General features: G+C 71.0%; 22 protein-coding genes. 10 read left to right on the top strand and 12 right to left on the bottom strand.

All coding sequences use genetic code 11. From position 1 onward, the window contains the following. Window positions 1-47: 47 nt before the first annotated feature. The 4 genes from galT to IM770_RS04305 all read left to right on the top strand — a co-directional run bounded on the left by galT (window position 48) and on the right by IM770_RS04305 (window position 5,360). Window positions 48-1,244: a galactose-1-phosphate uridylyltransferase gene (gene galT / locus IM770_RS04320; RefSeq protein ID WP_203580379.1), complete on the top strand. Its 1,197-nt coding sequence runs from the start codon at window positions 48-50 to the stop codon at window positions 1,242-1,244. Continuing rightward, window positions 1,241-2,431 (top strand): galactokinase, encoded by a 1,191-nt coding sequence (gene galK / locus IM770_RS04315; RefSeq protein WP_203579914.1) that lies wholly within the window; start codon window positions 1,241-1,243, stop codon window positions 2,429-2,431. Before galT ends, galK begins: the two co-directional genes overlap by 4 nt. A gap of 389 nt (window positions 2,432-2,820) precedes the next feature. Continuing rightward, window positions 2,821-3,663, top strand: a complete 843-nt coding sequence (locus IM770_RS04310) for an alpha/beta fold hydrolase (RefSeq protein WP_203579913.1) — start codon at window positions 2,821-2,823, stop codon at window positions 3,661-3,663. A gap of 200 nt (window positions 3,664-3,863) precedes the next feature. Next, the gene (locus tag IM770_RS04305; protein WP_203579912.1) at window positions 3,864-5,360 is read left to right on the top strand and encodes a carboxylesterase/lipase family protein; all 1,497 of its coding nucleotides are present in this window, start codon (window positions 3,864-3,866) and stop codon (window positions 5,358-5,360) included. 38 nt (window positions 5,361-5,398) lie between these two features. On the opposite strand, the gene IM770_RS04300 is transcribed toward IM770_RS04305, so the two are convergent. From IM770_RS04300 to IM770_RS04275, 6 genes are all read right to left on the bottom strand, one after another. Further along, complete coding sequence (locus IM770_RS04300) at window positions 5,399-6,385, bottom strand: LLM class F420-dependent oxidoreductase (protein ID WP_203579911.1); 987 nt, start codon at window positions 6,383-6,385, stop codon at window positions 5,399-5,401. Between the two features lie 222 nt (window positions 6,386-6,607). Further along, the gene (locus IM770_RS04295) at window positions 6,608-7,603 is read right to left on the bottom strand and encodes a DNA-methyltransferase (protein WP_239065784.1); all 996 of its coding nucleotides are present in this window, start codon (window positions 7,601-7,603) and stop codon (window positions 6,608-6,610) included. Next, the gene (gene lplAB / locus IM770_RS04290) at window positions 7,582-8,631 is read right to left on the bottom strand and encodes a lipoate-protein ligase LplAB (protein WP_203579910.1); all 1,050 of its coding nucleotides are present in this window, start codon (window positions 8,629-8,631) and stop codon (window positions 7,582-7,584) included. The genes IM770_RS04295 and lplAB overlap by 22 nt, the downstream gene beginning before the upstream one ends. Window positions 8,632-8,826: 195 nt before the next feature. Further along, on the bottom strand, window positions 8,827-9,153 hold the full coding sequence (locus tag IM770_RS04285) for a hypothetical protein (RefSeq protein WP_203579909.1): 327 nt from the start codon (window positions 9,151-9,153) through the stop codon (window positions 8,827-8,829). Between the two features lie 190 nt (window positions 9,154-9,343). Further along, on the bottom strand, window positions 9,344-10,954 hold the full coding sequence (locus IM770_RS04280; RefSeq protein WP_203579908.1) for a glycoside hydrolase family 6 protein: 1,611 nt from the start codon (window positions 10,952-10,954) through the stop codon (window positions 9,344-9,346). Window positions 10,955-11,181: 227 nt separating this feature from the next. Next, the gene (locus tag IM770_RS04275; protein WP_203579907.1) at window positions 11,182-12,033 is read right to left on the bottom strand and encodes an alpha/beta fold hydrolase; all 852 of its coding nucleotides are present in this window, start codon (window positions 12,031-12,033) and stop codon (window positions 11,182-11,184) included. Window positions 12,034-12,139: 106 nt separating this feature from the next. Between IM770_RS04275 and IM770_RS04270 the strand changes: the two genes are divergently transcribed. Continuing rightward, window positions 12,140-12,613, top strand: coding sequence for a MarR family winged helix-turn-helix transcriptional regulator (locus IM770_RS04270; RefSeq protein ID WP_203579906.1), 474 nt, complete (start codon window positions 12,140-12,142; stop codon window positions 12,611-12,613). Then, window positions 12,610-13,968: an MFS transporter gene (locus IM770_RS04265; protein ID WP_239065783.1), complete on the top strand. Its 1,359-nt coding sequence runs from the start codon at window positions 12,610-12,612 to the stop codon at window positions 13,966-13,968. The genes IM770_RS04270 and IM770_RS04265 overlap by 4 nt, the downstream gene beginning before the upstream one ends. A 131-nt stretch (window positions 13,969-14,099) precedes the next feature. Here the strand turns inward: IM770_RS04265 and IM770_RS18135 are convergent, their stop codons facing one another. Next, window positions 14,100-15,350, bottom strand: a complete 1,251-nt coding sequence (locus IM770_RS18135; protein ID WP_203579905.1) for a D-arabinono-1,4-lactone oxidase — start codon at window positions 15,348-15,350, stop codon at window positions 14,100-14,102. Between the two features lie 160 nt (window positions 15,351-15,510). Here IM770_RS18135 and IM770_RS04255 point away from each other — a divergent pair, with 160 nt between their 5' ends. Continuing rightward, window positions 15,511-16,359, top strand: coding sequence for a ribokinase (locus IM770_RS04255; protein ID WP_203579904.1), 849 nt, complete (start codon window positions 15,511-15,513; stop codon window positions 16,357-16,359). An 86-nt stretch (window positions 16,360-16,445) separates the two neighbouring features. On the opposite strand, the gene IM770_RS04250 is transcribed toward IM770_RS04255, so the two are convergent. The 4 genes from IM770_RS04250 to IM770_RS04235 are packed head-to-tail and all read right to left on the bottom strand — an operon-like array spanning window position 16,446 to window position 20,830. Continuing rightward, window positions 16,446-17,429, bottom strand: coding sequence for a D-ribose ABC transporter substrate-binding protein (locus IM770_RS04250; RefSeq protein WP_203579903.1), 984 nt, complete (start codon window positions 17,427-17,429; stop codon window positions 16,446-16,448). A gap of 58 nt (window positions 17,430-17,487) precedes the next feature. Next, the gene (locus IM770_RS04245) at window positions 17,488-18,627 is read right to left on the bottom strand and encodes an ABC transporter permease (protein WP_203579902.1); all 1,140 of its coding nucleotides are present in this window, start codon (window positions 18,625-18,627) and stop codon (window positions 17,488-17,490) included. After that, window positions 18,624-20,183 (bottom strand): sugar ABC transporter ATP-binding protein, encoded by a 1,560-nt coding sequence (locus IM770_RS04240; RefSeq protein WP_307785373.1) that lies wholly within the window; start codon window positions 20,181-20,183, stop codon window positions 18,624-18,626. The genes IM770_RS04245 and IM770_RS04240 overlap by 4 nt, the downstream gene beginning before the upstream one ends. Then, on the bottom strand, window positions 20,180-20,830 hold the full coding sequence (locus IM770_RS04235; protein WP_203579901.1) for a DUF2291 family protein: 651 nt from the start codon (window positions 20,828-20,830) through the stop codon (window positions 20,180-20,182). The genes IM770_RS04240 and IM770_RS04235 overlap by 4 nt, the downstream gene beginning before the upstream one ends. Before the next feature lie 18 nt (window positions 20,831-20,848). On the opposite strand from IM770_RS04235, the gene IM770_RS18015 reads away from it, so the two are divergent. Next, entirely contained in the window at window positions 20,849-21,505 is a 657-nt protein-coding gene (locus IM770_RS18015; RefSeq protein ID WP_307785372.1) for an RbsD/FucU family protein, read from the top strand. A gap of 9 nt (window positions 21,506-21,514) precedes the next feature. Here the strand turns inward: IM770_RS18015 and IM770_RS04225 are convergent, their stop codons facing one another. Next, complete coding sequence (locus IM770_RS04225; RefSeq protein WP_203579899.1) at window positions 21,515-22,264, bottom strand: FadR/GntR family transcriptional regulator; 750 nt, start codon at window positions 22,262-22,264, stop codon at window positions 21,515-21,517. A 124-nt stretch (window positions 22,265-22,388) separates the two neighbouring features. On the opposite strand from IM770_RS04225, the gene IM770_RS04220 reads away from it, so the two are divergent. Both IM770_RS04220 and IM770_RS04215 read left to right on the top strand, forming a co-directional pair. After that, window positions 22,389-23,816: an MFS transporter gene (locus IM770_RS04220; RefSeq protein ID WP_203579898.1), complete on the top strand. Its 1,428-nt coding sequence runs from the start codon at window positions 22,389-22,391 to the stop codon at window positions 23,814-23,816. Then, the coding region (locus IM770_RS04215; protein WP_203579897.1) for a dihydroxyacetone kinase subunit DhaK at window positions 23,813-24,059 on the top strand (247 nt) is incomplete at its 3' end. The genes IM770_RS04220 and IM770_RS04215, both read left to right, overlap by 4 nt.

The raw sequence follows: 24,059 nt of genomic DNA, 5'->3' as shown, positions 1-24,059 counted from the left end.
CCATGTTGACGCTAACATAGCGGACTTGATACCGTGTTGACGTGAACATGCCTCAGGACGGCGCGACGGCGCCCGCCCGCGACATCCCCGCCCAGACCCTCGGCGCCGGCGTGGTGAAGCGCGCGACGCTCCTCGCCGACGGTCGCGAGCTCATCTACTACGACGACCCCGGCACGGCCCTCGGCCCGGACCGCGCCGTCGACGCCCGGGCGCTCGCCGCGCGCCCCGAGACCGCCACGATGCGGCGCGACGTGCTGACCGGCGACTGGGTCTCGATCGCAGCCGCGCGGCAGAACCGCGCGTTCCTGCCGCCGGCCCACCTCGACCCGCTGGCCCCGCAGACGCCGACCAACCCGTCCGAGATCCCCTCGCTCTACGACGTCGCCGTGTTCGAGAACAAGTCGCCGTCGTTCGGTCCCGCGCTCACCGCCGCCCACGGCGACGCCCCGGCGGGCGCCGACGCCCCGCGCGACCTCGACGACCTCGTCGCGCCCGGCCTCGGTCGCACCCGCACGAGCGTCGGCCGCTGCGAGGTCGTGTGCTTCAGCCCCGAGCACTCCGGCTCGTTCGGGTCGCTCACGCCGACCCGTGCTCGTACCGTCATCGAGGCGTGGGCCGATCGGACGGCCGCGCTGTCGGCGCTTCCCGGCGTCGAGCAGGTGTTCCCGTTCGAGAATCGCGGCGAGGCCATCGGCGTGACGCTCCCCCACCCGCACGGGCAGATCTACGCCTACCCGTACATCACGCCGCGCACCACGAGCCTGCTCGCGTCGATCGAGCGTGAGGGATCCGACCTGTTCGACCGCATCCTCGACTTCGAGCGTGCCGGCGAGCGCGTGATCCTCGAGGGCGAGCACTGGACAGCGTTCGTGCCGTTCGCCGCGCGCTGGCCGATCGAGATCCACCTGCTGCCGCATCGTCATGTCGCCGACTTCGCCGAGACCACCGAGGCCGAGCGCGACGAGCTCGCCCCGCTCTACCTGCGGCTGCTCCGCGGCGTCGACGCCCTGTACGACTCGCCGACGCCGTACATCGCGGCGTGGCACCAGGCGCCGGTGCACCGCGGTCGCGACTCCGCGCGTCTGCACCTGCAGCTCACGTCGCCCCGCCGCGCGGCCGACAAGCTCAAGTTCCTCGCCGGATCCGAGGCCGCCATGGGCGCCTGGATCGGCGACATCCCGCCCGAGGCGGCCGCCGCGAAGCTGCGCGAGGCCGTCGCATCCATCCCCGAGGAGACCCCGTGACCACTACCGACACCCGCACCTCCGACGCTGCGCGCGCCCTCTTCACCGCGAGCTTCGGCGCCGAGCCCGTCGGCACCTGGTCGTCCCCGGGCCGCGTGAACCTCATCGGCGAGCACACCGACTACAACGACGGCTTCGTTCTGCCGTTCGCCATCCAGCACCGCACGCACGTCGCGCTGGCGCCGCGCGAGGACGGCCGTGTCCGGGTCGTTTCGACGTTCGACGAGCGCACCGTCGAGGCCTCGCTCGCCGAGCTTCACGCGCTCTTCCCCGAGCGCCGCGACGAGATCCCGGAGTGGGCCCGCTACCCTCTGGGCGTCGCGTGGGCGCTGCTCGAGGCGTCCGCCACCCACCCCGAATCCGTCACCGGCGTCGACCTCGCGTTCGCGTCGGACGTGCCCGTCGGGGCGGGACTCTCCTCGTCGGCCGCGATCGAAGGCGCGACCGCCGTCGCCCTCGCCGAGACGTGGGGGCTCGACCTCGACCGGGTCGCACTCGCGCAGATCGGGCGCCGCGCCGAGAACGAGGCCGTCGGTGCGCCCACCGGCATCATGGACCAGATGGCGTCCCTCCTCGGGCGGGCCGACTCCGCGATCTTCCTCGACTGCCGCACCCTCGACGCGAACGTCATCAACCTCGGGTTCGCCGCCGCGGGCCTCGAGCTCGTCGTGATCGACACGGGCGTGAAGCACTCGCACGCCACCGGAGGCTACGGCGAGCGCCGCGCGGCCTGCGAGCGGGGTGCCGCGGCCCTCGGAGTGCCCGCGCTGCGCGACGTCAGCCTCGACGACCTGCCGCGCCTGGCCGAGCTGGTCGACGAGGTGACCTTCCGCCGCGTGCGCCACGTCGTCACCGAGAACCAGCGCGTGCTCGACACCGTGCAGACGCTGCGCGAGCAGGGCCCGACCGCGATCGGCGACCTGCTCGTCGCCTCGCATGCCTCCATGCGCGACGACTTCGAGATCTCGGTCCCCGAGCTCGACACGGCCGTCGAGGCCGCGCTCTCGGCCGGAGCGGTCGGCGCGCGCATGACCGGCGGCGGCTTCGGCGGCGCCGCGATCGCGCTCGTCGCCCACGACAAGGTGCAGGCGGTGACGGATGCCGCAACCGCCGCGTTCGCGGCATCCGGGTTCGCCGCCCCCACGATCTTCACGGTCGCGCCGTCTGCCGGCGCCGCCCGCGACTGACGGCCCCGCGCCGGGGTTGCTCGAGGTCCGGGGCGTTTCGTCTCCGGGCGCTGGGGCGCCCTCCGCTCAACGACCGGGAGCTTCTGTCGTCGCGCGAGGCAGGACCGTGCTCCCGGTCGTTGAGCGAGCGAGGACGAAACGCCTCGAACGCGGCGTTCACGCTAGCCCGCTGAACGAAGCGCCCTCCACTCACGACCGTGACCGCCGGTCGTTGAGCGAGCGAGGAACCAGCGAGACGAAACGTCTCGAACGCGGCGTACACGCTCGGCCGCTGAACGCGGCGTGAACGCTCGTGACGCGCGGCGCAAGAGACTGGCGATGACGGATGCGGCGGCCTAGCGTCGAACGCAGGGCCGCGGCATCCGTCTCCCGGCCCGGAAGGAGCGATCGTGGCGTACATCACCGTCGGAACCGAGAACTCGGTCGACGTCGACCTCTACTACACCGACCAGGGGCCGGCCGATGCCCAGCCCGTCGTGCTGATCCACGGGTTCCCCCTGAACGGCGAGTCGTGGGGCAAGCAGCAGGCCGCCCTGCTCGACGCCGGCTACCGCGTGATCGCGTACGACCGCCGCGGGTTCGGCGCCTCGACGAAGGCCGGCTCGGGCTACGACTACGACACGTTCGCCGCCGACCTGCACGCGCTCGTCGAAGACCTCGACCTGCGCGACGTCGTCCTCGTCGGGTTCTCGATGGGCACCGGCGAGATCGCGCGCTACCTCTCGCGCTACGGCAGCGGCCGCGTCGCGAAGGCGGCGTTCCTCGGCTCGCTCGAGCCGTACCTCCTCAAGACCGACGACAACCCCGACGGCGCCGGCCCGCAGGAGTTCTTCGACGGCATCGCCCAGTCGGTGCGCGAGGACCGGTACGCCTTCATCGCCGGATTCTTCAAGGACTTCTACAACCTCGACGACACGCTCGGCTCGCGGATCTCGCAGCAGGCGCTCGACGCCAGCGTGCAGGTCGCGAACCAGGCCGGCAACACCGCCATCGCGGCGGCGCCGCTCACCTGGCCGACCGACTTCCGCGCCGACATCGGCGCGGTCGACGTGCCGGCGCTCATCCTCCACGGCACGGCCGACAACATCCTCCCGATCGACGTCACGGCCCGCCGGTTCAAGGACCTGCTGCCCGACGCCACGTACATCGAGCTCGAGGGCGCGCCGCACGGACTGCTGTGGACGCACGGGGCCGAGGTCAACGAGGCGCTGCTCTCCTTCCTCCACAGCTGACGAAGGCGACGGATGCCCCGGCGCCGCGCCCGCGCGCGTCGCCGGGGCATCCGCGCCGCGTCCGTCTCGGAAGACGGGGCTGTTCGGTCTACTCTCCCTATGACAGCGACGGCGGGCGCGTGCCCGCAGATGCTCGAGTCCGAGGCCGACATCGCCGGGACCGTGGAGGAGCTGCTCACCCTGACCGAGCCGGAGGAACAGTGACCGACACGTCGACGAGCACCCGATACGCGGTAGCCGACACCGGGGCCGGGCAGGTGCGCGGGCTCTGGCGCGGCGACCCCGGAGCGGGCGGGTCGGCCGCCTTCCTCGGCATCCCCTTCGCGAAGCCGCCCATCGGTCCCCTGCGGTTCGCCGCGCCGGTGCCGGTCGACCCGTGGGACGGGGTGCGCGACGCGCTCGAGTTCGCCCCGACGGCCCAGCGGGGCGACCCCGGCATCACGCTGATCCCCGAGCCGTCGGTCCCGGGCGACGCGACGCTGAACGTCAACGTCTTCACGCCCTCTCCCGGGCGCACGGCGTCGCTGCCCGTGCTCGTCTGGATCCACGGCGGGGGCTATGTTGCGGGATCGCCCGCGAGCCCTTGGTACGACGGCCGGGCATTCAACCGCGACGGCGTCGTGACCGTGACCATCTCGTATCGGCTGGGCTTCGACGGGTTCGGGCACATCGAGGGCGCCCCCGCGAACCGCGGCGTGCGCGACTGGCTCGCCGCGCTCGAGTGGGTGCAGGCGAACATCGCGCACTTCGGCGGCGACCGGGCTCGCGTCACGATCGCCGGGCAGTCCGCCGGCGGCGGCGCCGTGCTGCGGCTGCTGGCCCTGCCGGCGGCGCAGCACCTGTTCCGCGCGGTGTGGGCGCTGTCCGCGGCCCTGGCCGACGTCTCGCCCGAGCGGGCCCGGGCGGCCTCCGCACGCCTCGCCCATCTGGCCGCGGTTGAGCCCACGCGCGACGGCTTCGCGTCGGTTCCCGAAGAGACGCTGCAGTCGCTGCAGGAGACGGCGTCCCGGCCGGAGTCCGACGACCGGCTGGCCGGCGCGCGGGCCATGCTGACCGACGGCCTGTCGTGGGGGCCGATGGTCGACGGCGACCTCGTTCGCGAGCCGACGCTCGCGGCGCTGCGCGCCGGCGTCGGTGCCGACAAGCCCCTCGTTCTCGGCACCACCGATGACGAGTTCACGATGGTGCTGGACTCGGCGGCGCGCCGCCTCCGCGTCGTCCCCGCGAGCCTCGCGCTCGCCAAGCTCGGCGTCGGGCGCGAGCGGCGCCGCGCGTATCTCTCCGACAACGGCGCCCAGCGCCGCAAGGGCACGGCGGCCGTCCTCGGCCGCTACGTCACCGACGCGGTCTTCCGCGCGACGGTGGTCAAGGTGGCCGAGGCCCGCGCCGCCGCGCCGACGTGGGTCTACCGCTTCTCGTGGCCCTCCCCGACGCGGCGCTGGGCGCTGCACTGCCTCGACGTGCCGTTCTGGTTCGACTGCCTCGACGACCCGCATGTCGCCGTGATCGCGGGCGACGCACCGCCGCGGCGGCTCGCCGCGGCGCTCCACGGCGCGGCCGTGGCCTTCACCCGCGGCGACGACCCGGGGTGGCCCGCCTGGTCGGGAGCGCCCGGCGCGACCCGCGTGTTCGGGGGCGAGGCATCCGTTCCCGACGTCATCGCCGACGGCTACCGCAGCGTCCGCGCCCTGGTCTGAGCGACTCGGGCGACCGACGCTGCGGCAGCAGCCCTGCCTCAGCTGAGGGCGGGAATGACCTCGCGTTCGAACAGCTCCACCCCGGAGAGGTCGTACGCCGCCTCGGGGAAGTAGTGGATCGCATAGCCGAGGCCGTGCTCCGCACGCTCGGTCAGCCGCTCGGCCACCTGCTCGGGCGTCCCGAAGGCGGGCGACGCGAGGTACTCGTGCTCGATGCGGGCAGCGCGCTCGTCGCCGACGTGCGGGCGGAGCCGCTCCATCACCGCGCGCAGGCGCTCGTGCGCCTCCGCCTCGGTGGCGCCCAGGATGGTGTTGAAGTTCGACGACCGCGTGATCTCGGCGAAGTCGCGACCGAGGTTCTCGCAGTGGCCGCGCAGGACGTCGCTCTTGTGGTCGAAATCCTCGATGGAGCCCGTGAAGTTCGTGTACGAGGCGTACTTCGCCGCGATTTTCAGCGTCACCTTCTCGCCGCCGCCGGCGACCCAGATCGGGATGCCGCCGTCCTGCAGCGGGAGAGGCTGCACGATGGCGCCGTCGACCTGATAGTGCGTGCCGTCGAGGGTCGCGCGCCCGGTCGTCCAGGCCTGCTGCATGATGTCGACGCCTTCGCGCAGCATCCGGAGCCGGTCGGGGATCGGCGGGAAGCCGTAGCCGTAGGCCTTCCACTCGTGCTCGTACCAGCCGCCGCCGATGCCCATCTCGGTGCGTCCGCCCGAGACGATGTCGACCGTCGCGGCGACCTTCGCCAGGTACGCCGGGTTGCGGTAGCCCATGCACGTGCACATCTGGCCCAGGCGGATACGGCTGGTCGTCGCCGCGAACGCCGCCATCAGCGTCCACGCCTCGTGCGTCGCCTCATCGCTGTGCACCGGCGTGGTGTGGAAGTGGTCGTAGACCCACAGCGACTCCCACGCGCCGGCGTCGGCGCGCTGCGCGAGTCCGCTCATCACCTCCCAGTGGTCCGCGGGTTCGATGCCGACGAGATCGAATCGCCAGCCCTGGGGAATGAAGGTTCCGAAGCGCATGGTCCCCAGCCTAGGGCGATGACGGATGCCGCGACCCGCTGCCTCCTGCCCCTCGCCGCCGACCTCGCGAGAGGGTATATTTCCGCCCACTCGACCCAGGGCATCGCGCAGAGATCCACCTCCTCGCGCTCCCCTGCACGCCCCGCGGAGCGCGGAGATCCAGCCTCGGATTGGCCGTCACCCCGCCGCGGCGCAGACACCCGCACTTTCACGCCAGGCGACTCAGCGCGGCGGGGAGACGCGGGCGTGCGGCATCCGCTCGCGCATCACGGCGATCGCGGCGGGATTGTGGTCCACGAGAACGGCGTCGCGTCCGAGCGCCGAGGCGACCGCGCCGGTCGTGCCGCTGCCGGCGAAGAAGTCGAGCACCCGGTCGCCGGGCCGCGACGAGGCCTGCACGATGCGACGCAGGATGCCCTCGGGTTTCTGGGTCGGGTACCCGGTCTTCTCACGGCCGGTCGTCGGCACGATGGTGTGCCACCAGACGTCGGTGGGGAGCTTGCCGCGCTCCGCCTTCTCGGGCGTGACGAGCCCGGGCGCCATGTAGGGCTCGCGGTCGACCGCATCCGAGTCGAACCAGTACGCCTTCGGGTCCTTGACGTACACGAGGATCGTGTCGTGCTTGGTGGGCCAGCGCTTGCGGGTCTTGGCGCCGTAGTCATAGGCCCAGATCAGCTCGTTGAGGAACCGCTCGCGCCCGACGAGCGCGTCCATCAGCACCTTGGCGTAGTGCGCCTCGCGGTAGTCGAGATGCAGGTACAGCGTGCCGTCGTCGGCGAGGAGCCGCCACGCCTCGAGCAGACGCGGCTCGAGGAAGCCCCAGTAGTCGTCGAACCGGTCGTCGTAGGCGCGCAGGTCACCTCGGATCCGCTCGTACTCGCGGCCGTGGAACCCCCGCCGCACCGCCCCGGTCCGTTCGGAACTCCGGATCGACGCATCGGCGGCGCCGGCCCGGCCGCGTGATCCTGCGGCGGCCTCGGACTCCGGCTCGCGGGGATCCGGAGTTGCGAACGCCCACCGCGCCGTCTCGATCGAACGCTCCTGCGGGCGGCCGGTATTGAACGGCGGATCGAGATAGATCAGCGTGAAAGACGCGTCGGGCAGCGCGCGGACGACCTCGAGGTTGTCGCCGTGGTGGATCTCGACCGAGCCGAGGGTCACGGCCCCTTCGACGGGCTCAGGGAGCGGCTGGATCGTCACGGAACGCGACGCAGCCATGCGTCGGTGGCGAACTTGGAATCGACGAGCGCCTCCGCCTCGGCGTACTCGTCATCGGTGATGTGCCCGGGGACCGCGCCGTAGAGGTTCGCGAAGGTCTCTTCGAACTTCGCGATGATGGCCTCGCGCGGCAGCCCGGTCTGGCGTCGCAGCGGGTCGACGCGCTTGGCGGCCGATGTCGTGCCCTTGTCGCTGAGCTTTTCGCGACCGATGCGCAGCACCTCGGTCATGACCTCGCCGTCCATGTCGTAGCTGAGCGTCGCGTGGTGCAGCACGCCCCCGTTGGCCAGGCGCTTCTGCGCCGCGCCGCCGATCTTGCCCTGGGGCGAGGCGATGTCGTTGAGCGGCTGGTAGGTGGCCTCGATGCCGAGGGCGCGCAGCGCCTGCAGCACCCAGTCGTCGAGGAACGCATACGAGTCGGCGAACGTGAGTCCGGCGACGAGGGATGCCGGCACGTAGAGCGAATACGTCACGATCGAGTTCGCGCCCATGAGCATGGCGCCGCCGCCCGAGATGCGGCGGACCACGTCGTACCCGTGTGCGGCGGCCCCGTCGGGATCGACCTCGTTGCGCAGCGACTGGAAGGACCCGATCACGACGGCGTTCTCGTCCCACTCCCAGATGCGCAGCGTGGGCCGGCGGCGACCGTCGCCCACGCGGCCGGTGAGCACTTCGTCCAGGGCGAGGTTCATGCGGGGCGACACCGGCCGCTCGTGCACGATCTCCCAGTCGAAGTCGCGCCACCCCGGAGCGGTCACCAGCGCGCGTCGCACGGCGGTGCCGACCGCCTCGGGCGTGAAGCCCAGCAGCTGCGCACCCTCGGGCAGCGCCGAGCGCACGGCCGCCGCGATCGCCGCGGCATCCGACTCGATGGGCAGTCCGTTGACGGCGGCGTCGATGTCGGCGAGGGCGTCGTCGGGCTCGAGGAAGAAGTCGCCCGCGAGGTGGAACTCCGCGATGCGGCCGTCGCGCTCCTCGAGGTCGACGACCACGAGCTTGCCACCGGGCACCTTGTATTCGCCGTGCATGCATTCAGCCTATTGGGCGGGTGCGGGCGAAGCCGGGCGCCGCAGGAGGGCGGCGCCCGGCTCGCTGCCCGGCACAACGTCGGAACTTTCCGACGACACGACGGTGACGGATGCCGCGAACCGGCGTGTCGGCCAGAACTTCCGATTCTGTGCACAGCATCGGGCGGCGCCCGAAGGCGGCGCCCGATGCGGTGCTCAGTTGATGCCGGGGATGACGAGCCAGCGGTTGACCAGCACGATCCACAGCGCGATGACGGCGAGCGCTGCGATCGCGACGCCCACGCCCTGTCGGCCGCGGAACACGATGCCGATGACGATCACGATGAGCGTCGCGATCGCGAGGACGAGCGATCCGAAGGGGATGCCGGGGAGGAACAGCGACAGCACGAACAGCGCGGCGACGACGATCTCGATGATCCCGATGACGGTGTTGCCGCGGCCGCGGACGCGCAGGATGCCGTCGACGATCGCGAGCACGCCTCCGAGGAGGGCGATGAGCAGGAGCCAGCTGAGAGTGATCAAGGCGGGGGGAACCTTTCGCGAGGAGATGCCGGGCGGGTGCCGCGGCGCGCGTCAGCCTAGCGACGCGCCGGATTCCGCCGCCGGAATGGCCGAGGGCTGGACGCGGGCCCGCGCGGACTGGTATGAGGCGGCGACGACGGGGCGAGGCATCCGTCGTCGCCGCCTCGTCTTCAGGCCGAGGCGCGCTCGCTCACGAGGTGCAGGCGCGTCCGTCGAGCAGGAACTGCCAGGGCGTGTCGGCCGCGCCCTTCGCGTGGATCACCGTGTCGGGCGCGTTGCCGGTCTTCTTGGTCGCGCCGGTGACCGTGACGGTGACGTCGTCCTGCACCACGGCCGCCCGCGTCGCCTTGACCACCGTCTGCCCGTCGCGCACCGCGAAGGCGAGCGAGTACCGGTCGGCCACCGCGCCGGAGAGGCGGATGGTCGCCGAGTACTCGCCGGACCCGGCCTCGAGCGCCCAGTCGACGTGGCAGTCGAGCGGTGCGAGCGGCGGATCGGCGAGGGCGATGAGCTCGCGGGCCTGCTCGACGAACCACTGCCCGGCGGCGGGGTCCTCCATGCCCCGCTCGGGATCGAGCGGACCTCCCGTGCCGCGGTAGCACTTGCCGTCCGACTCCCCCGGCACCTTGATCCAGAGGTACGCGTCCACGAGCGGCACGTCCGTCGTGGTGTCGGGCCGCAGCCCCAGGCCGCGGTCGGGCGGGTTGCACCAGTCCTCGTGCGTGTCGCCGTACTTGCCCTCGTGGTTCCACGGCCCGAGGCCGTTGCGGCTCGTGTCGATCACGAAGTGCGTCGAGGGCTCCACGTCGCCGAGGATCAGCGCGTACCGCGACTCCACGCCGCTGGTGTTGAGCGCGGGGTCCGCGGCATCCGCGCTCCACTCGCCGTACTGCGACATCGCGACGCCCGTCCACCCGGTCGCCGGGCCGCCGTTCCAGTACTGATTGCCGCACGAGCCGAAGTCGCCGGGATTGACCTCGGTCACGTAAGCGATGCACTGCGCCACCCACGTGCCGAAGTACGTGGAGTTCGCCGTGAACTGGTAGTTCGACGCGTTGAGGAAGAAGCCGTCCGCGCGTTCCACGCCGCCCTTGAGGAGGCGGTCCGAGATCTCGCCGACGTTGAGCCAGCTCGCTCCCGTGCCATCGAGATAGACGGATGCCGCGGGCAGTGCGCCGAGCGCATCCACGGCGTGGTTGAGCTGGGCGAAGCGCTCCGCAGCCGCCGTGTCGGCGGGAACCTCGGCCGGCTGGCACCACTCGGCGACGCCGTCGAGCGTGACGTAGTGCGGGATGATGCCGAGGCCGTCGGGCTCGAGGATGACCGTGGCGGGACGATCGCCGATACCGGCCGCGAACCCGTCTATCCACGCCTGGTACGCGGCGGTGTCGAGCGCACCGCCCGAGGAGTACTGGGCGCAGTCGCGGAACGGCACGTTGTACGCCACGAGCACCGGCATCGCGCCCTGCGCGGCAGCCGCCGTCACCACCGCGTCGACCTCGGCCTGCACCTCCGCCGGCGTTCCGGAGGTGAACCACGTCGCAGACGCGATCGAGCCCAGCAGCTGCGCGTCGTCGCGCGCCTGTCCGCTCAGCGACTGCGCCGCCTCGAGTGTCGTGCTCCACGGGTCGACGTACAGCGCGGAGCCGGCGAGCCCCGCTGCGGGCTCGGGCTCGGCGGCGGCTGCGGCCGACGCGCCGAGCGGCAGCGCGAGGCCCGCGGCGAGGGCGGCCGCGGCACCCAGCGCCAGGGCGCGGCGTCCGGGCGGCTGCGCGGAGGGTCGGGTGGGAGGGTGGATCATCGCTTCTCCTGGGTCTTCGTCGACCGCCGGGCGTCATCGTCCGGGGAGCGGCACCGTGTGGGCGTTCGCGGGAGTCACGCCGATCGGCGCGGCCTCACCCGGGCGTGGGAGCGCTCTCACGGTGATCACTGCGGCCAGGATGGCGCATCGGCGCCCGGCCGTCAACGATCAGTCGCAGATGCGGTGTCGATCGAGCGGCGGCCGGGGGCGGCATCCGCTCGCCCTCGTCAGTCGCGGGCGGGGAAGCGGCGATCCAGCCACGCGCGGAGGTCGCCGCGCACGTCCTTCTGCATCACCTCGTTGAAGATCTCGTGCCGCGCGCCCGGATAGACCAGCGTCGTCACGTCGGTGAATCCCGAGCGCGTGCGGTACGCGTCGGCGAGACGGTGGACGCTGCGCGGACCTCCGACGGTGTCTTCGCGCCCCACCATCAGAAGGGTCGGGATGTCGCGGCCTGGATTGCGGCGGGGCAGTCCGTACATCCGGAGCGAGTCCAGCACGCCGATCAGCTTGATCGGGTCCTCGCTCGTCGTGAGCGGGTCGTCGAGGAAAGCGCGTCCCACCTCGAGGTCGCTGGAGAGCCACTCCGTTCCGATCGCGTCGGGACCGGCCCACGGCTTGTTCAGGCCGCTGGTGTGGATCGACCCGGGCATGCGCAGCGCCGAACCTGTGAGGATCAGCCCGTCGTAGGCATCGGGGTGATCGTTCACGAGCATCTGGGCGAGTACCGAGCCGCCCGAGTGCCCCAGCAGCACCAGCGGCAGCCCAGGGTGCTCGGAGCGGATCTGCTGCGTGAACTGCCACATCGTCGCCAGCGCGGCGCGCAGCCCGCCGGGTCCGAGGTGGCCGAGCAGGGCCGCGTTCCCCTTGTGCTGAGCCATGCCGGTGCGGCCGTGACCGCGATGGTCCGCAGCCCACACGGTGTAGCCGTCCGCAGTGAGGGCCTCGATGAGCACCGCGTACCGTCCCGCGTGCTCGCCGACGCCGTGCAGCAGCTGCACGACCGCCCGGGGTTCGGTCTTCGCCGGGTGGACGTCGAAGAAGATCGTGATGCCGTGCGCATCGATGAACTCGGGCATGCGCAGAAGTCTAGGGGCGCAGGACCCTGGTGCCCGGCGCCCGACCATCGGGCGGGGCATCCGCGATTTTCTTTAGCAAGACTAATGAGCTAGGCTAACGAATCGGATGAGCAGCAACGAGACTTCGACGACACACACCGGCCCCGATGCCGGCACTCACGCAGACCTCTCCCCCGCCGCCTCGCAGCTGAGGATCGCGACGTTCCGCCTCGCGCGACGCATGCGGACGCAGCGCGCCGTCGACTCGATGAGCGACGGGCAGTTCGGGGTTCTCGCAGCCCTCAAGGTGCACGGCCCTCACACGCTCGGCGACCTCGCCGAGCGGGAGCGCGTCTCTGCCCCGTCGATGAACCGCACCGTCAACTGCCTGCAGGACTCCGGCTACATCGTGCGCGGCGCCGACGAGAGCGACGGCCGCAAAGTCGTGATCTCGCTGACCGCCGAAGGTGTGGCGGTCGTCGAAGAGACCGCCCGCCGCCGCGACGCGTGGGTCGAGGCGTCCCTCGCCGAGCTCACGCCGGCCGAGCGCGAGACCCTCGCCGCCGCCGCCGAGATCATGGAGCGGATGGTGGCGCGATGAGCGCGATGTTCCGGTCCTTCTCCGCGTTCAACTACCGGGTGTGGTTCATCGGCGCCCTGGTGTCGAACGTCGGCGCCTGGATGCAGGCCACGGCGATCAGCTGGGTGGTGCTCACCGAGCTCACCGACAACGACGCCGCCGCGATGGGCGTGACGATGGCGCTGCAGTTCGCCCCGCCGCTGCTCCTGGTGGGCGTCACCGGTCTGGTCGCCGACCGGTTCGATCGCCGCAGGCTGCTGCTGCTCACCCAGAGCCTGCTCCTCGTCCTCGGGGTCGCGATCGGCGTGCTGATCTTCGCCGGCGTGATGACGCTGTGGATCATGTACGCCTTCGCCCTCGCCCTCGGCGTCGTCGCGGCGTTCGACAACCCGGCCCGGCAGGCGTTCGTGTCCGACCTGGTCGCCCGCGAGAACGCGTCGAACGCCGTCGCGCTCAACGCGGCGTCGTTCAACGGCGCCCGCATGATCGGACCGGCCGTCGCCGGCGTCGTGATCGTCGCGATCGGCACCGGCTGGGTCTTCGTCGCGAACGGCGTGACCTTCCTCGCGATGCTGGCCGCACTGCTCCTCATCCGCACGCACGAGCTCATCCCGCGCGTCAAGGCGCCGCAGTCGTCCCGCCTCGCCGACGGCTTCCGCTACGTCGCCGGTCGCCCCGACTTGATCGTGACGTGCGCGATGGTGTTCCTCATCGGCGCGTTCGGCATGAACTTCCCCATCCTCGCGTCGACGATGGCCGTCGAGTTCGGCAAGGAGGCTGACGGCTTCGGCCTGCTCAGCTCGATCCTCGCGATCGGCTCGGTCGCGGGCGCGCTCCTGGCCGCCCGCCGCGACCGCGCGCGTCTGCGCGTGCTCATCGTGGGCACCGCGATGTTCGGCGTCGCCGCCCTGGTATCGGCGTTCATGCCGACCTACTGGCTGTATGCCGTGACGCTCATGTTCACCGGTTTCGCCGTCGTCACGATGATGACGACCGCCAACGGCTACGTGCAGACCACGACCGACCCGGTGCTGCGCGGTCGCGTGCTCGCGCTGTACATGGCGATCCTCATGGGCGGCACGCCGATCGGCGCCCCCATCGTCGGCTGGGTCGCCTCCGAGTGGGGTCCGCGCGCAGCGATCCTGGTCGGCGCCGTCGCAGCCTTCGTCGCCTTCGCGATCGGCGCCACGTGGCTGCTCGTGTCGGGCCGCCTGCACCGCCACGAGCGCAAGCGCTTCCGCCTGACGCTCGACGAGACGCGACCGCTCACCATCGTCGCGCCCGAGGAGTTCAGCGACGAGGTCGCCGGCACGACGCCGATCCGGGTGATCCCCGGCGACGACGACGAGATCCGAACCCGCGCCCGCGCGAGCTGACCCGCTGCCGCGCGAGCGAACCCCCGTTCACGCGACCCTGAGCCGCGCTCGCTCCCTGCTGCTCTACCAGGCGCCGGGTCAGCGGGCTTCGCGGACGCCCACCCGCTCCTCGGCTCCCTTCGGGCGCCGGGTCAGCGGGCTTCGCGGACGCCCACCCGCTCGAGGTGGGCGTTCGTGAAGCGACCCTCGGGGTCGAGGCGCTCGAACACCGCGCGGGCATCGGCCAGTCGCGGGTGCACGCGCTCCATCCCGGCCCGGTCGAAGCCGTGCAGCTTGCCCCAGTGCGGCCGCGCACCGAACGGCTCGAGCGCCGCCTCGATGCGCGCGACGGCGGCCGCGACGTCGTCGGGATGGTTGTACCAGGTGAAGTGGATGATCACGACGTCGCGCCGGTACGCGGGGCTCAACCACAACTCGTCGGCGGCGGCGGTGCGCAGCTCGGTCCAGATGAGGTGGGGACGGATGCCGTCACCCAGCGCCCGCACCGCGTCCAGGGCGGCCGGCGCGACAGCGCGGTCGACGAAGTACTCGCTCTGGATCTCGTCGCCGAACGACGGCTGCGCGTCGAGCCGGAAGTGCGGCAGGCGCAGCATCCAGGGTCCCGGCACTCCGGCGAGCTCGGTGACGTTGTCTTCGGCTCCGAGGGGCGAGTCGCCCGTGAGCGCGCGCACGCCGTCGAGGATCGTGTCGGGCACGACGTCGTCGTCGGCGTCGAGCCGCGTCTTGACCCATACGTAGCCCACCGACGGCTCCTCCCAGCGTGAGAACACCGACACGCTGTAGGCGGCCGACGTGAGCTCGTCGTAGCGCGCGAGTGCGGCATCCCATGTGACGCCGGTGTAGATGTCCTGCCGCACGCGGAAGGCCGGCTCGATGTCGAGGGTGAGCGCGACGACGATGCCGTAGGCGCCGAGCCCCACCACGAGCGCGTCGAAGTCGGCGTCGCCGCGGCGCACCTCGTGCACGTCGGCGTCTGCCCCGACGTAGCGCAGGGCGCGGACGGATGCCGAGAGCACCGGATTGCGGTCGCCCGATCCGTGCGTGGCCGTGGCCGTCGCGCCGCCGACGTTGATGTGAGGCAGCGAGCCCATGTTGCGCAGCGCCCAGCCGCGGTCGTCGAGCCAGACGGCGAGCACCCCGTATCGGATGCCGGCGGGCACGGTGACGGTCCGCGCGGCCTCGTCGAGTTCGAAGTCGGCCGCGAACCCTGTCACGTCGACGAGGGTTCCCGTCGTGTCGGGGAGGTCGGTGAACGAGTGGCGTGTGCCCAGCGCCCGCACGCGCCCCGGCTGCGCGAGCACCCGCCGGACGTCGTCGACCGACGTCGCGTCGATGATGCGGGGAGCGGTGTACTCGTAGGTTCCAGCCCAGTTGCGTGCCACGCCTCCAACCTACGCGGTGCGGCGGTGAGGCCCGGCCGCCGGCCCGGGCCTGAGGCACGGCGGTGCCTCGCGCACCGGCGGCGGAGCGCGACAGCCTGGCAGGATGTATTCCGCGCCGGACCAGAGCCGTCCACCGATCTCGAAGACAGCGAGGACCCCGATGTCTGCACCCCGAGCCGAGCTCACTGTGGTCGGATCGATCAACGTCGACCTGGTCGCTCGCGTCGAGCGCGCGCCGGGACGCGGTGAGACGGTCGGCGACGGCGTCCTCGCGCGGCAGCCCGGCGGCAAGGGTGCGAACCAGGCCGTCGCGGCGGCGAGGCTGGGAGCGACGGTGCGGATGGTCGGTGCCGTCGGCTCGGACGACATGGGCGCCTATCTGCTCGACAGCCTGGCGACGGCGGGCGTCGACACGTCCGACGTTCAGATCGTCGACGGAGAGTCCGGCATGGCCCTCATCGTGGTGGACGGCGACGGCGAGAACTCCATCGTCGTGTGCGCGGAGGCCAACTCGAGGATCGATCCCGAGCGCGTCGCGGTGCCCGACGACTCTGCGGTGCTCGCCCAGCTCGAGATCGCCGACGGCGTGATCGAGCGGGCGATCTCGGCCACCTCGGGGTTCGTCGCGCTCAACGCGGCACCGGCCCGGCCGTTCAGCGCCGCCCTGCTCGAGCGAGTCGACCTGTTCATCGTCAACGAGCACGAGTACGAGCTGCTTCCCGAGCTGCGCACCGCCCGCAGCGTCGCCGTCACCCTGGGCGCCGATGGGGCGATGCTGCTGCGCAACGGCGAGGTCGTCGCGAGATGCGCGGCCCGCCGAGCCGAGGTGGTCAACACGGTGGGCGCGGGCGACGCCTTCTGCGCTGCGCTCACGATCGGCCTCATCCGCGGCGAAGACCCGCGCGCCGCGCTCGCGCGCGCGTGCGAAGTCGGCGCGGCCGCCGTGGAGGACCCGGCCTCGCAGCCGCAGCTGCGTCCCCTCGACGAGTACGTCGCCGCCGGGTCGTAGACGGCTGCGACCGCTTCGCCGACACGGAAGGTCCGTGACGGATGCGGTCGCATCCGTCACGGACCTTCGCGTGACGCGCTGTGGCGTCAGTCCCCCAGGGCGAACAGGGTGTAGCTGTCGGCGTTCGCCGCGTTGATGACGACGCAGTCGATCGACTGCTTCTCGTCCTCGCCGGTCTCGCCGTCATTGATGAACGTGTCCGCCTGCTGGACGGCGAGCTCCGAGATCAGCACAGCGGGCTGGAGGCCGGTCGCGAGGAGCTTGCCGTCCTTGATGGCCTGAACCGCATCCGGGCTGCCGTCGAAGCCGGCGATGACGACCTTGCCGGTGAGCCCGGCCGCCTCGACCGCCGCAACCGCGCCCAGCGCCATGGTGTCGTTGCCCGCGATGATGCCCTGGATGTCGGGATCGCGCTGCAGCAGCGTCTCGATCTTCGTGAACGCCTCGTCCTGGCTCCAGTTCGCGGTCTCCTTCGCCACCGACACGAGGTTCGGGTACTGCGAGATGACGCTGGCGAACGCCTCCGAGCGCACGCCGGCGTTGGTGTCGGACTCCTTGCCCGTCAGCTCGATGTACTTGCCGCCGTTCGGCAGCGCCGCGACCCACTCCTCGGCCACCGCAGCCGCGCCCTGCGCGTTGTTGGCGACGATCTGCGCCTTGGCGATGCCGGTCTCGTTGATCTCGCGGTCGATGAGGAACACCGGGATGCCGGCGTCGGTCGCCTTCTGCACCGGGCCGATCGACGCGTCGGCGCCGGCGTTGTCGAGGATGATCGCTGCGGCGCCGTTGCTGATGGCGGTGTCGATGAGCTCGCTCTGCTTGTTCGGGTCGTCGTCGTGTGAGGCGACGGAGGTCTCGTAGCCCAGCGACTCGGCCTGGGCCTGCGCGGCGTCGGCCTCCGCCTTGAAGAAGGGGTTGTCGTGCGAGGGGGTGATGATGGCGATGATCCCGCCGCCGTCTCCCCCGGCGTCATTGGTCGCTCCCCCTTCGTCGCTGCCGCCGGATGCGCACCCGGCGAGGCCGAATGCAATGAGGGTCGCTGCAGCAGCGGCGATGATCCTGCGTCGCATGGTTCTCCCTTTCGATGTGTTCTCTTGATGCATGCCCGCCCGAGCGGCGGGCAGGTCTTCAGGACGACGCGACCGCCGCGGGTGGCGTCGGCGCGCCCGGGGCGTTCTTGTCAGCCGCGGCGAGCGCCGCATTCTTGGAGCGCTTGATGCGCTGCTGTGCCTGGTCGAGCACGACGGCGAGGATGATGACCGCGCCCTTGATCGTGATCTGCCAGAACGTGGAGACGCCGACGAGCACGAGCCCGTCGCTGAGGAAGCCGATCACGAAGGCGCCGATCAGCACGCCGCGCACGTTGCCCCGGCCGCCGGTCAGGGCCGCTCCGCCGATGACGACGGCCGCGATGGCGTTCAGCTCGAACGTCTCGCCGAGCTGGGGCGCGGCGCTCGTGAGCTGCGACGACAGGATGAGTCCGGTCGTGGCGGCGCAGAAGCCGCTGATCATGTACACGCGCAGGTTCACCTTGCGCACCGGAACGCCGGAGAGGGCGGCTGCCCGCTCGTTCCCGCCGGAGGCGTACACCCACCGCCCGAACGGCGTCTTGCGGAGGACGAACGACGCCACGAGCGCGAAGACGACCATGATCCAGATGGCGGTCGGAATTCCGAGGAGGTTGCCGCCGAGCACCAGGAACCCCTCGTTGCCCAGCTCCTCCGAGCCGCCGAGCCGCGGGTAGGTGGTGCCGTTCGAGATGAGCAGCGCGATACCGCGCGCGACGTAGAGCATGCCGAGCGTGGCGATGAAGGGCGGCACGTTGAACTTCGTGACGAGGAAGCCGTTGATGAACCCGACGAGCGTTCCGACGGCGAGCGCGGCGATGACCACGAACCACACCTGCGGGTAGACGACGATGTCGAACAGCGTCAGCTGCCACCCCTGCAGCAGGGTGCCGGCGACGACGCCGGAGAGGCCCACGGTCGATCCCACCGAAAGGTCGATCCCGCCCCTCAGGATGACGAAGAGCATGCCGATGGCGAGGATCGCGTTGTAGGCGACGTGCTTGGTCATCGTGACGAGGTTGCTGAAGGTGAGGAAGGAGTCCGACAGCAGCGCGAAGATGACGATGAGGACGATGAGCGCGATGAAGGCGCGTCCCTCGAGCACGATCGACAGGAAGTCGACATCGCGCCCGAACGGCTTCCGCGACGAAGCGCCGGTGGGCGGCGTCTGCTGCGGCCTCGGCGTGGTGGTGGTGTTCATGAGTGATCGCTCCCGGACAGTTCTTCTTCGGTCGCCTCACCGGAGGCGAACATCAGGTCGTCTCGTGTCGCACCGGCCGAATCGAGCACGCGCACGATCCGCCCCTTCGACATCACGACGATGCGGTTGGACACGGTCAGCGCCTCGCTCACCTCGGAGGTCGCGAAGAGCACGGCGAGCCCGCGACGAGCCTCGCGCGCCATCAGGCCGAAGATCTCGGCCTTCGCGCCGACGTCGATCCCGCGGGAGGGCTCGTCGAGGAGGATCACGCGCGGCGCGGTCATCAGCACCTTGCCGATCACGACCTTCTGCTGGTTGCCGCCCGACAGCGACGTGATCGACGCCGCCGGCCCCGAGGTCTTGACGCGCACGTCGCCGATCCCGCGATTGACCGCCGCCTGCTCCGCCTTCCGGCTGATCCACAGCCCCCGGACGTACGACAGCAGGCTCGCCAGCGACGCGTTCTCACCCACGCTCATGGTCTGGACGAGGCCGTCGCGCTGGCGATCCTCGGGGACCAGGGCGAGACCGAGGTCGATCCGCTCCGACACCGTCTCCCTGGTCAGGCGACGGCCCTCGATCTCGACGGTGCCGCGCTGGATCGGCACCCGCCCCGCCAGCGCCTCGAGCAGCTCGGTGCGCCCCGCGCCCATCAGCCCGTAGAGGCAGACGATCTCGCCCTGGCGGACGTCGAGGTCGAACCCGTCGACGGCGAGCCGCGACGGGTTGGACGGATCGGCGACGGTGACGTCCTTCAGCCGCAGCGCGACGTCGCCGAACGCGTCCAGCAGGTCGGGCACCAGGTCGTCCGCGGCCCTGCCGACCATGTTGCCGACCACCCACTCCAGGTCGATGTCGGCACGGTCGCCCGTGGCGACGAGATCGCCGTCGCGGAAGACGACCGCGTGATCGGCGATCTCCAGCGCCTCCTCGAGGTGGTGCGAGATGTAGACGATCGCCACCCCGGCGGCCGTCAGCTCACGGATCAGCGCGAACAGCACCTCGACCTCGGCGCCGCTCAGGGCAGAGGTCGGCTCGTCCATGATGAGGACGCGCGCCTCACCGGCGAGCGCGCGGGCGATCTCGACGACCTGCTGCTGCCCGAGCCGCAGGTCTTCGACGAGCGTGCGCGGATCCAGCTCCTCGGCCAGTCGCGCCATGATCTCGCGCGTCTTCTCGGTCTCGCGACGGTCGTCCACGACGATGCCGTTCCGCACCAGCTCGCGACCCATGAAGATGTTGTCCTTGATGCTGAGGTTCGGCGCCAGACTGAGTTCCTGGTGGATGATCGCGATGCCCCGGCGTGCGGCATCCACCGTCCCTGACAACTCGATCTCTTCGCCGTCGAGGGTCAGCACGCCGCTCGTGGGCTGCTCGACGCCCGACAGGATCTTCATCAGGGTGGATTTGCCCGCCCCGTTCTCGCCGAAGAGCACGGTCACGGCGCCGCGACGGATGTCGAAGTCGACGCCTTTCAGCGCGCGCGTCGCGCCGTAGACCTTCGTGATGCCGCGTGCGGTCATCACCACGGAGTCGACGACCGGAGCGGTGGTCACGGGGTCACCTCGAACGCCACGGGAACCACGGACACGAGCGCCGGGTTCACCCTCGTGAAGGCACCGACGACGCTGACGGTGCTGCCCTCGAGCGTCGCGGGGTCGACCTCGCTCAGCACCCCGTCGCGCACGCGGGTGTTGAACTCGGTGGCGACCTCCTGGAACTCGAGCTGGTTCGTGAACTCGTTGAACGACACGGTGCCCGTGACGTCGCGGAGCGCGGTGCCGTTGATCGCGGGCCCGATCTGCACCTGCACGACCACGTCGGACGGCACGCCTTCGACCGTCACCGGAACGACGGAGCCGTTGGGGGCGCCGGCGACTCCGGTGAACTCGACCGGGAAGCTGTACGAGCTGCCGGTGCCCGGCGCGTTGCCGAACTCCGCCTCGTCGGCGCCGCCCGAGAGATCCGACAGCAGCGTGGTGAGGTCGACAGCCTCCTCTTCGATCTGCGGGACGATCTCGGCGTCGAACCGCTCGTCGGCGTACTCCACCGGGTCGAACCTGCCGCCACTGGCTGCCGCGTCGGCCTCCTCGATGGAGACCACCTTGGTGGTCAGGCTCGCGGCGATCAGGACCGCGACGCCGGCCGCCAGCCAGATCATCCATGGCCGGATCCCTCGGCGCCGGACGGGCGTAGCGTGCATCGATAGCTCCTTTGCTGCGTGCGGGCGCCTCTTCGGGAAGCGCCGCGGTCGGTCGACCGGTTGACCAATCGGGACGACCCTAGCCTGCTCGGGACGCTCACACAACCATCGAGGTCGTCACATTCCGGCGGCGGCGGCGACCGCCCACAGCCGTGTAGCATCCGGGCAGACCGCAGCGGTCGAAAGCCGGTTCACGGACGATCCGGCGGCCGCCTGACGAAAGGACCGCGTGTGCTGAGAGGGATCGACCCGCTGCTCAGCGGGGACCTGCTGAAGATCCTCGACGACATGGGGCACGGTGACGAACTCCTGCTCGTCGACCGCAACTTCCCGGCCGCGTCCACCGGGCGGCCCGTCATCCGCCTCGGCCTCGTCGGCGTCGTGCGCGCGGCCGAGGCGATCCTCGACGTGTTTCCGCTCGACGAATTCGTCGAACGTCCACTGGGGCGGATGGAGGTGAATGAGGACCCGTCGGTCACGACGACGGAGCAGGATGCCGTCCTCGCGGTCGCTCAGCGGCACCATCCCCGGGAACTCGACTGGGAGGTGGTCCCGCGGCTGGACTTCTACGAGCGCGCTCGGCGGACGTACGCCGTCGTCCATACGCTGGAAGAGCAGCCCTGGGGCTGTTTCATCCTGAAGAAGGGCGTGGTGTTCCCAGCGGGATCAGACTGAGGACGCCGCTCAGGACCGCGAGGCGAACTCCTGCTCCGAGGCGAGGCGCTCCGATGCCGTCGTCATGTGAACCGCCATCGCGGACGCAGCCGAGTCCTCGTCCGTGCGCTGGACCGCGTCGAACACCGCCTCATGCTCGGTGATCGCCAGCAGCGCGGCACCTCGGTCGTGGACCGCGCGATCGGCGTAGACCTGCAGCAGCGATCGCGTGACGTGCAGCAGGTCGACGAGCGTGTCGTTCCCGGCGGCCGCCGCCAGCACGTTGTGGAAGTCGGCGTCTGCGCGTGCGAACTGCTTGAGGTCGCCGACGGAGTCGCGCATGCGCGCCAGCGCCGCGCCCAGCGCCTCGACCTCCTCCGCAGCCGCTCGCGTGGCGGCGAGACGGGCGACGTAGATCTCGAGGCCGGAGCGCAGCTCGAGGAGCTCGGACGTGTTCTTCTGGCCGATGAGCAGGCCCCACCGCAGGGTCTGGGGCAGCAGGTCGCTCGCCGTGCCGCGGAGGTAGGTGCCGGATCCTGCCCGCACGTCGACGATGCCGAGGATCTCGAGGGCGGCGAGCGCCTCCCGGACGGCCGACCTCCCCACGCCGAGAGTCGCCGCGAGCTGCCGCTCGGGTGGCAGCCGGGTCCCGGCGGCGAGCGAGCCGCCGGTGAACAGGTCCATCAGTCGCCGCGCGACCTCCGAGACCGGCGTGCCGGCCGGGAGCGCTCCGAGGGCTGCCGCGATCTCGGCGGAACGGTCGTCAGGGAATGCGGGCACGGCAACAACATACGGCAGGCGAGGCGGGTGCGCCACGAATTGGTCAACCGGTTCTTGCAATTGGTCAACCGGTTTGCCACAATGGGTGAACCACCTCGATCACCGTCGATGAGCAGGAGTCATTGTGGACCAGAACCAGAACACCGCTGAAGCGCCGTCGGTCGCGCGCTCGGCGATCCGCAAGGTGTCGATCCGCCTCGTGCCGTTCGTCGCCTTGATGTTCTTCATCAACTACCTCGACCGCACCGCGATCGGGTTCGCCGCCCCGAACGGCATGAACGAGGACCTGGCCCTCAGCGCGGCCCAGTTCGGCTTCGCGTCGGGCGTCTTCTTCATCGGCTACATCCTGCTCGAGGTGCCCTCGAACCTGGCGCTGCACAAGTTCGGCGCCCGCCGCTGGCTCTCGCGCATCATGGTCAGCTGGGGAATCGTCGCGCTGCTGTTCACGTGGGTGCAGAACTTCGAGCAGCTCGTCGTGCTGCGGTTCCTCCTCGGCGTCGCCGAGGCCGGCTTCTTCCCCGGAGCGATCCTCTTCCTCAGCCTCTGGGTGCCCGCGCAGTACCGCGGGCGCATCCTGATGCTCTTCTACCTGGCCCAGCCGCTCACCACGGTCATCGGCGCCCCGCTCGCAGGCTGGCTCATCCAGCAGCACGAGGTGTTCTTCGGCCTCGAGGGCTGGCGCTTCATGTTCTTCGGCGTCGCGATCCCGGCCATCATCGTCGGCATCATCGCCTGGTTCTACCTCAAGGACAAGCCGGCCGACGCCAAGTGGCTCACGCGTGAGGAGCAGGTCTGGCTGACCGACGCCCTCGACCGCGAGAAGGCGGCCACGCAGAAGAAGGAGCAGGGTCACGTCTCGGCCCGCTTCGCCTTCAAGAGCGGCCGCGTGTGGGTGCTCTCGTTCATCTACTTCGGCTTCATCTACGGCCTGTACGCGCTGGCGTTCTTCCTGCCCACGATCATCGAGGGCTTCCAGACGCAGACCGGTCAGACCTTCGACACGCTGCAGAAGGGCCTCATCACCGCGATCCCGTACCTGCCGGCCGCCATCGTCATGTACTTCTGGTCACGCGACGCCTCCAAGCGCGGCCTCAAGACCTGGCACATCGCCGGTCCCGCGATCGCCGGTGCCATCAGCATCCCGCTCGCGCTGTTCATGGGCTCGCCCGCCGCGACCATCGCCGTCATCACCGTCACCGCGTGCGCGATCTTCGCCGCCCTGCCGAACTTCTGGACCCTCCCGACGCGCTTCCTCACGGGCGCTGCCGCGGCGGCCGGTGTCGCGCTGATCAACACGATCGGCAACCTGGCCGGCTTCTCGGCCCCGTTCGTCACCGGCTTCGTGCACGACTGGACCGGCGGCTACGAGGTGCCGATGTTCATCGTGGGCCTCGTCATGCTGGTCTCTGCGGTGCTCATGGTGCTGCTCGCCCGCAGCAACCGCATCAACCCGGTCACCGTGGATGAGACGGATGCTGTGACGGATGCCGCACCCGCCGTGGACGCGGACGCCCTGCGCACCGCGGCCGACCCCCGGGGCGACGTGCGATGACGCGGTTGTGGAATGAGCCGGCGGATTTCGCCGATGAGATGATCGACGGGTTCGTGGCGGCGAATGGCCGGTATGTGCGTCGGGTGCCGGGCGGCGTGGTGCGCAGCACCACCTCGCCGGCCGGGCAGGTTGCGGTGGTGGTGGGCGGCGGTTCGGGTCACTATCCCGCGTTCGGCGGGCTGGTGGGGCCGGGGCTGGCGCATGGTGCGGCGATGGGCAACCTGTTCGCCTCGCCCTCCACGC

The organism is Microbacterium hibisci (genome assembly GCF_015278255.1).
GTDB lineage: Bacteria > Actinomycetota > Actinomycetes > Actinomycetales > Microbacteriaceae > Microbacterium > Microbacterium hibisci.
This window is presented reverse-complemented; position numbering and strand designations above follow the sequence as displayed.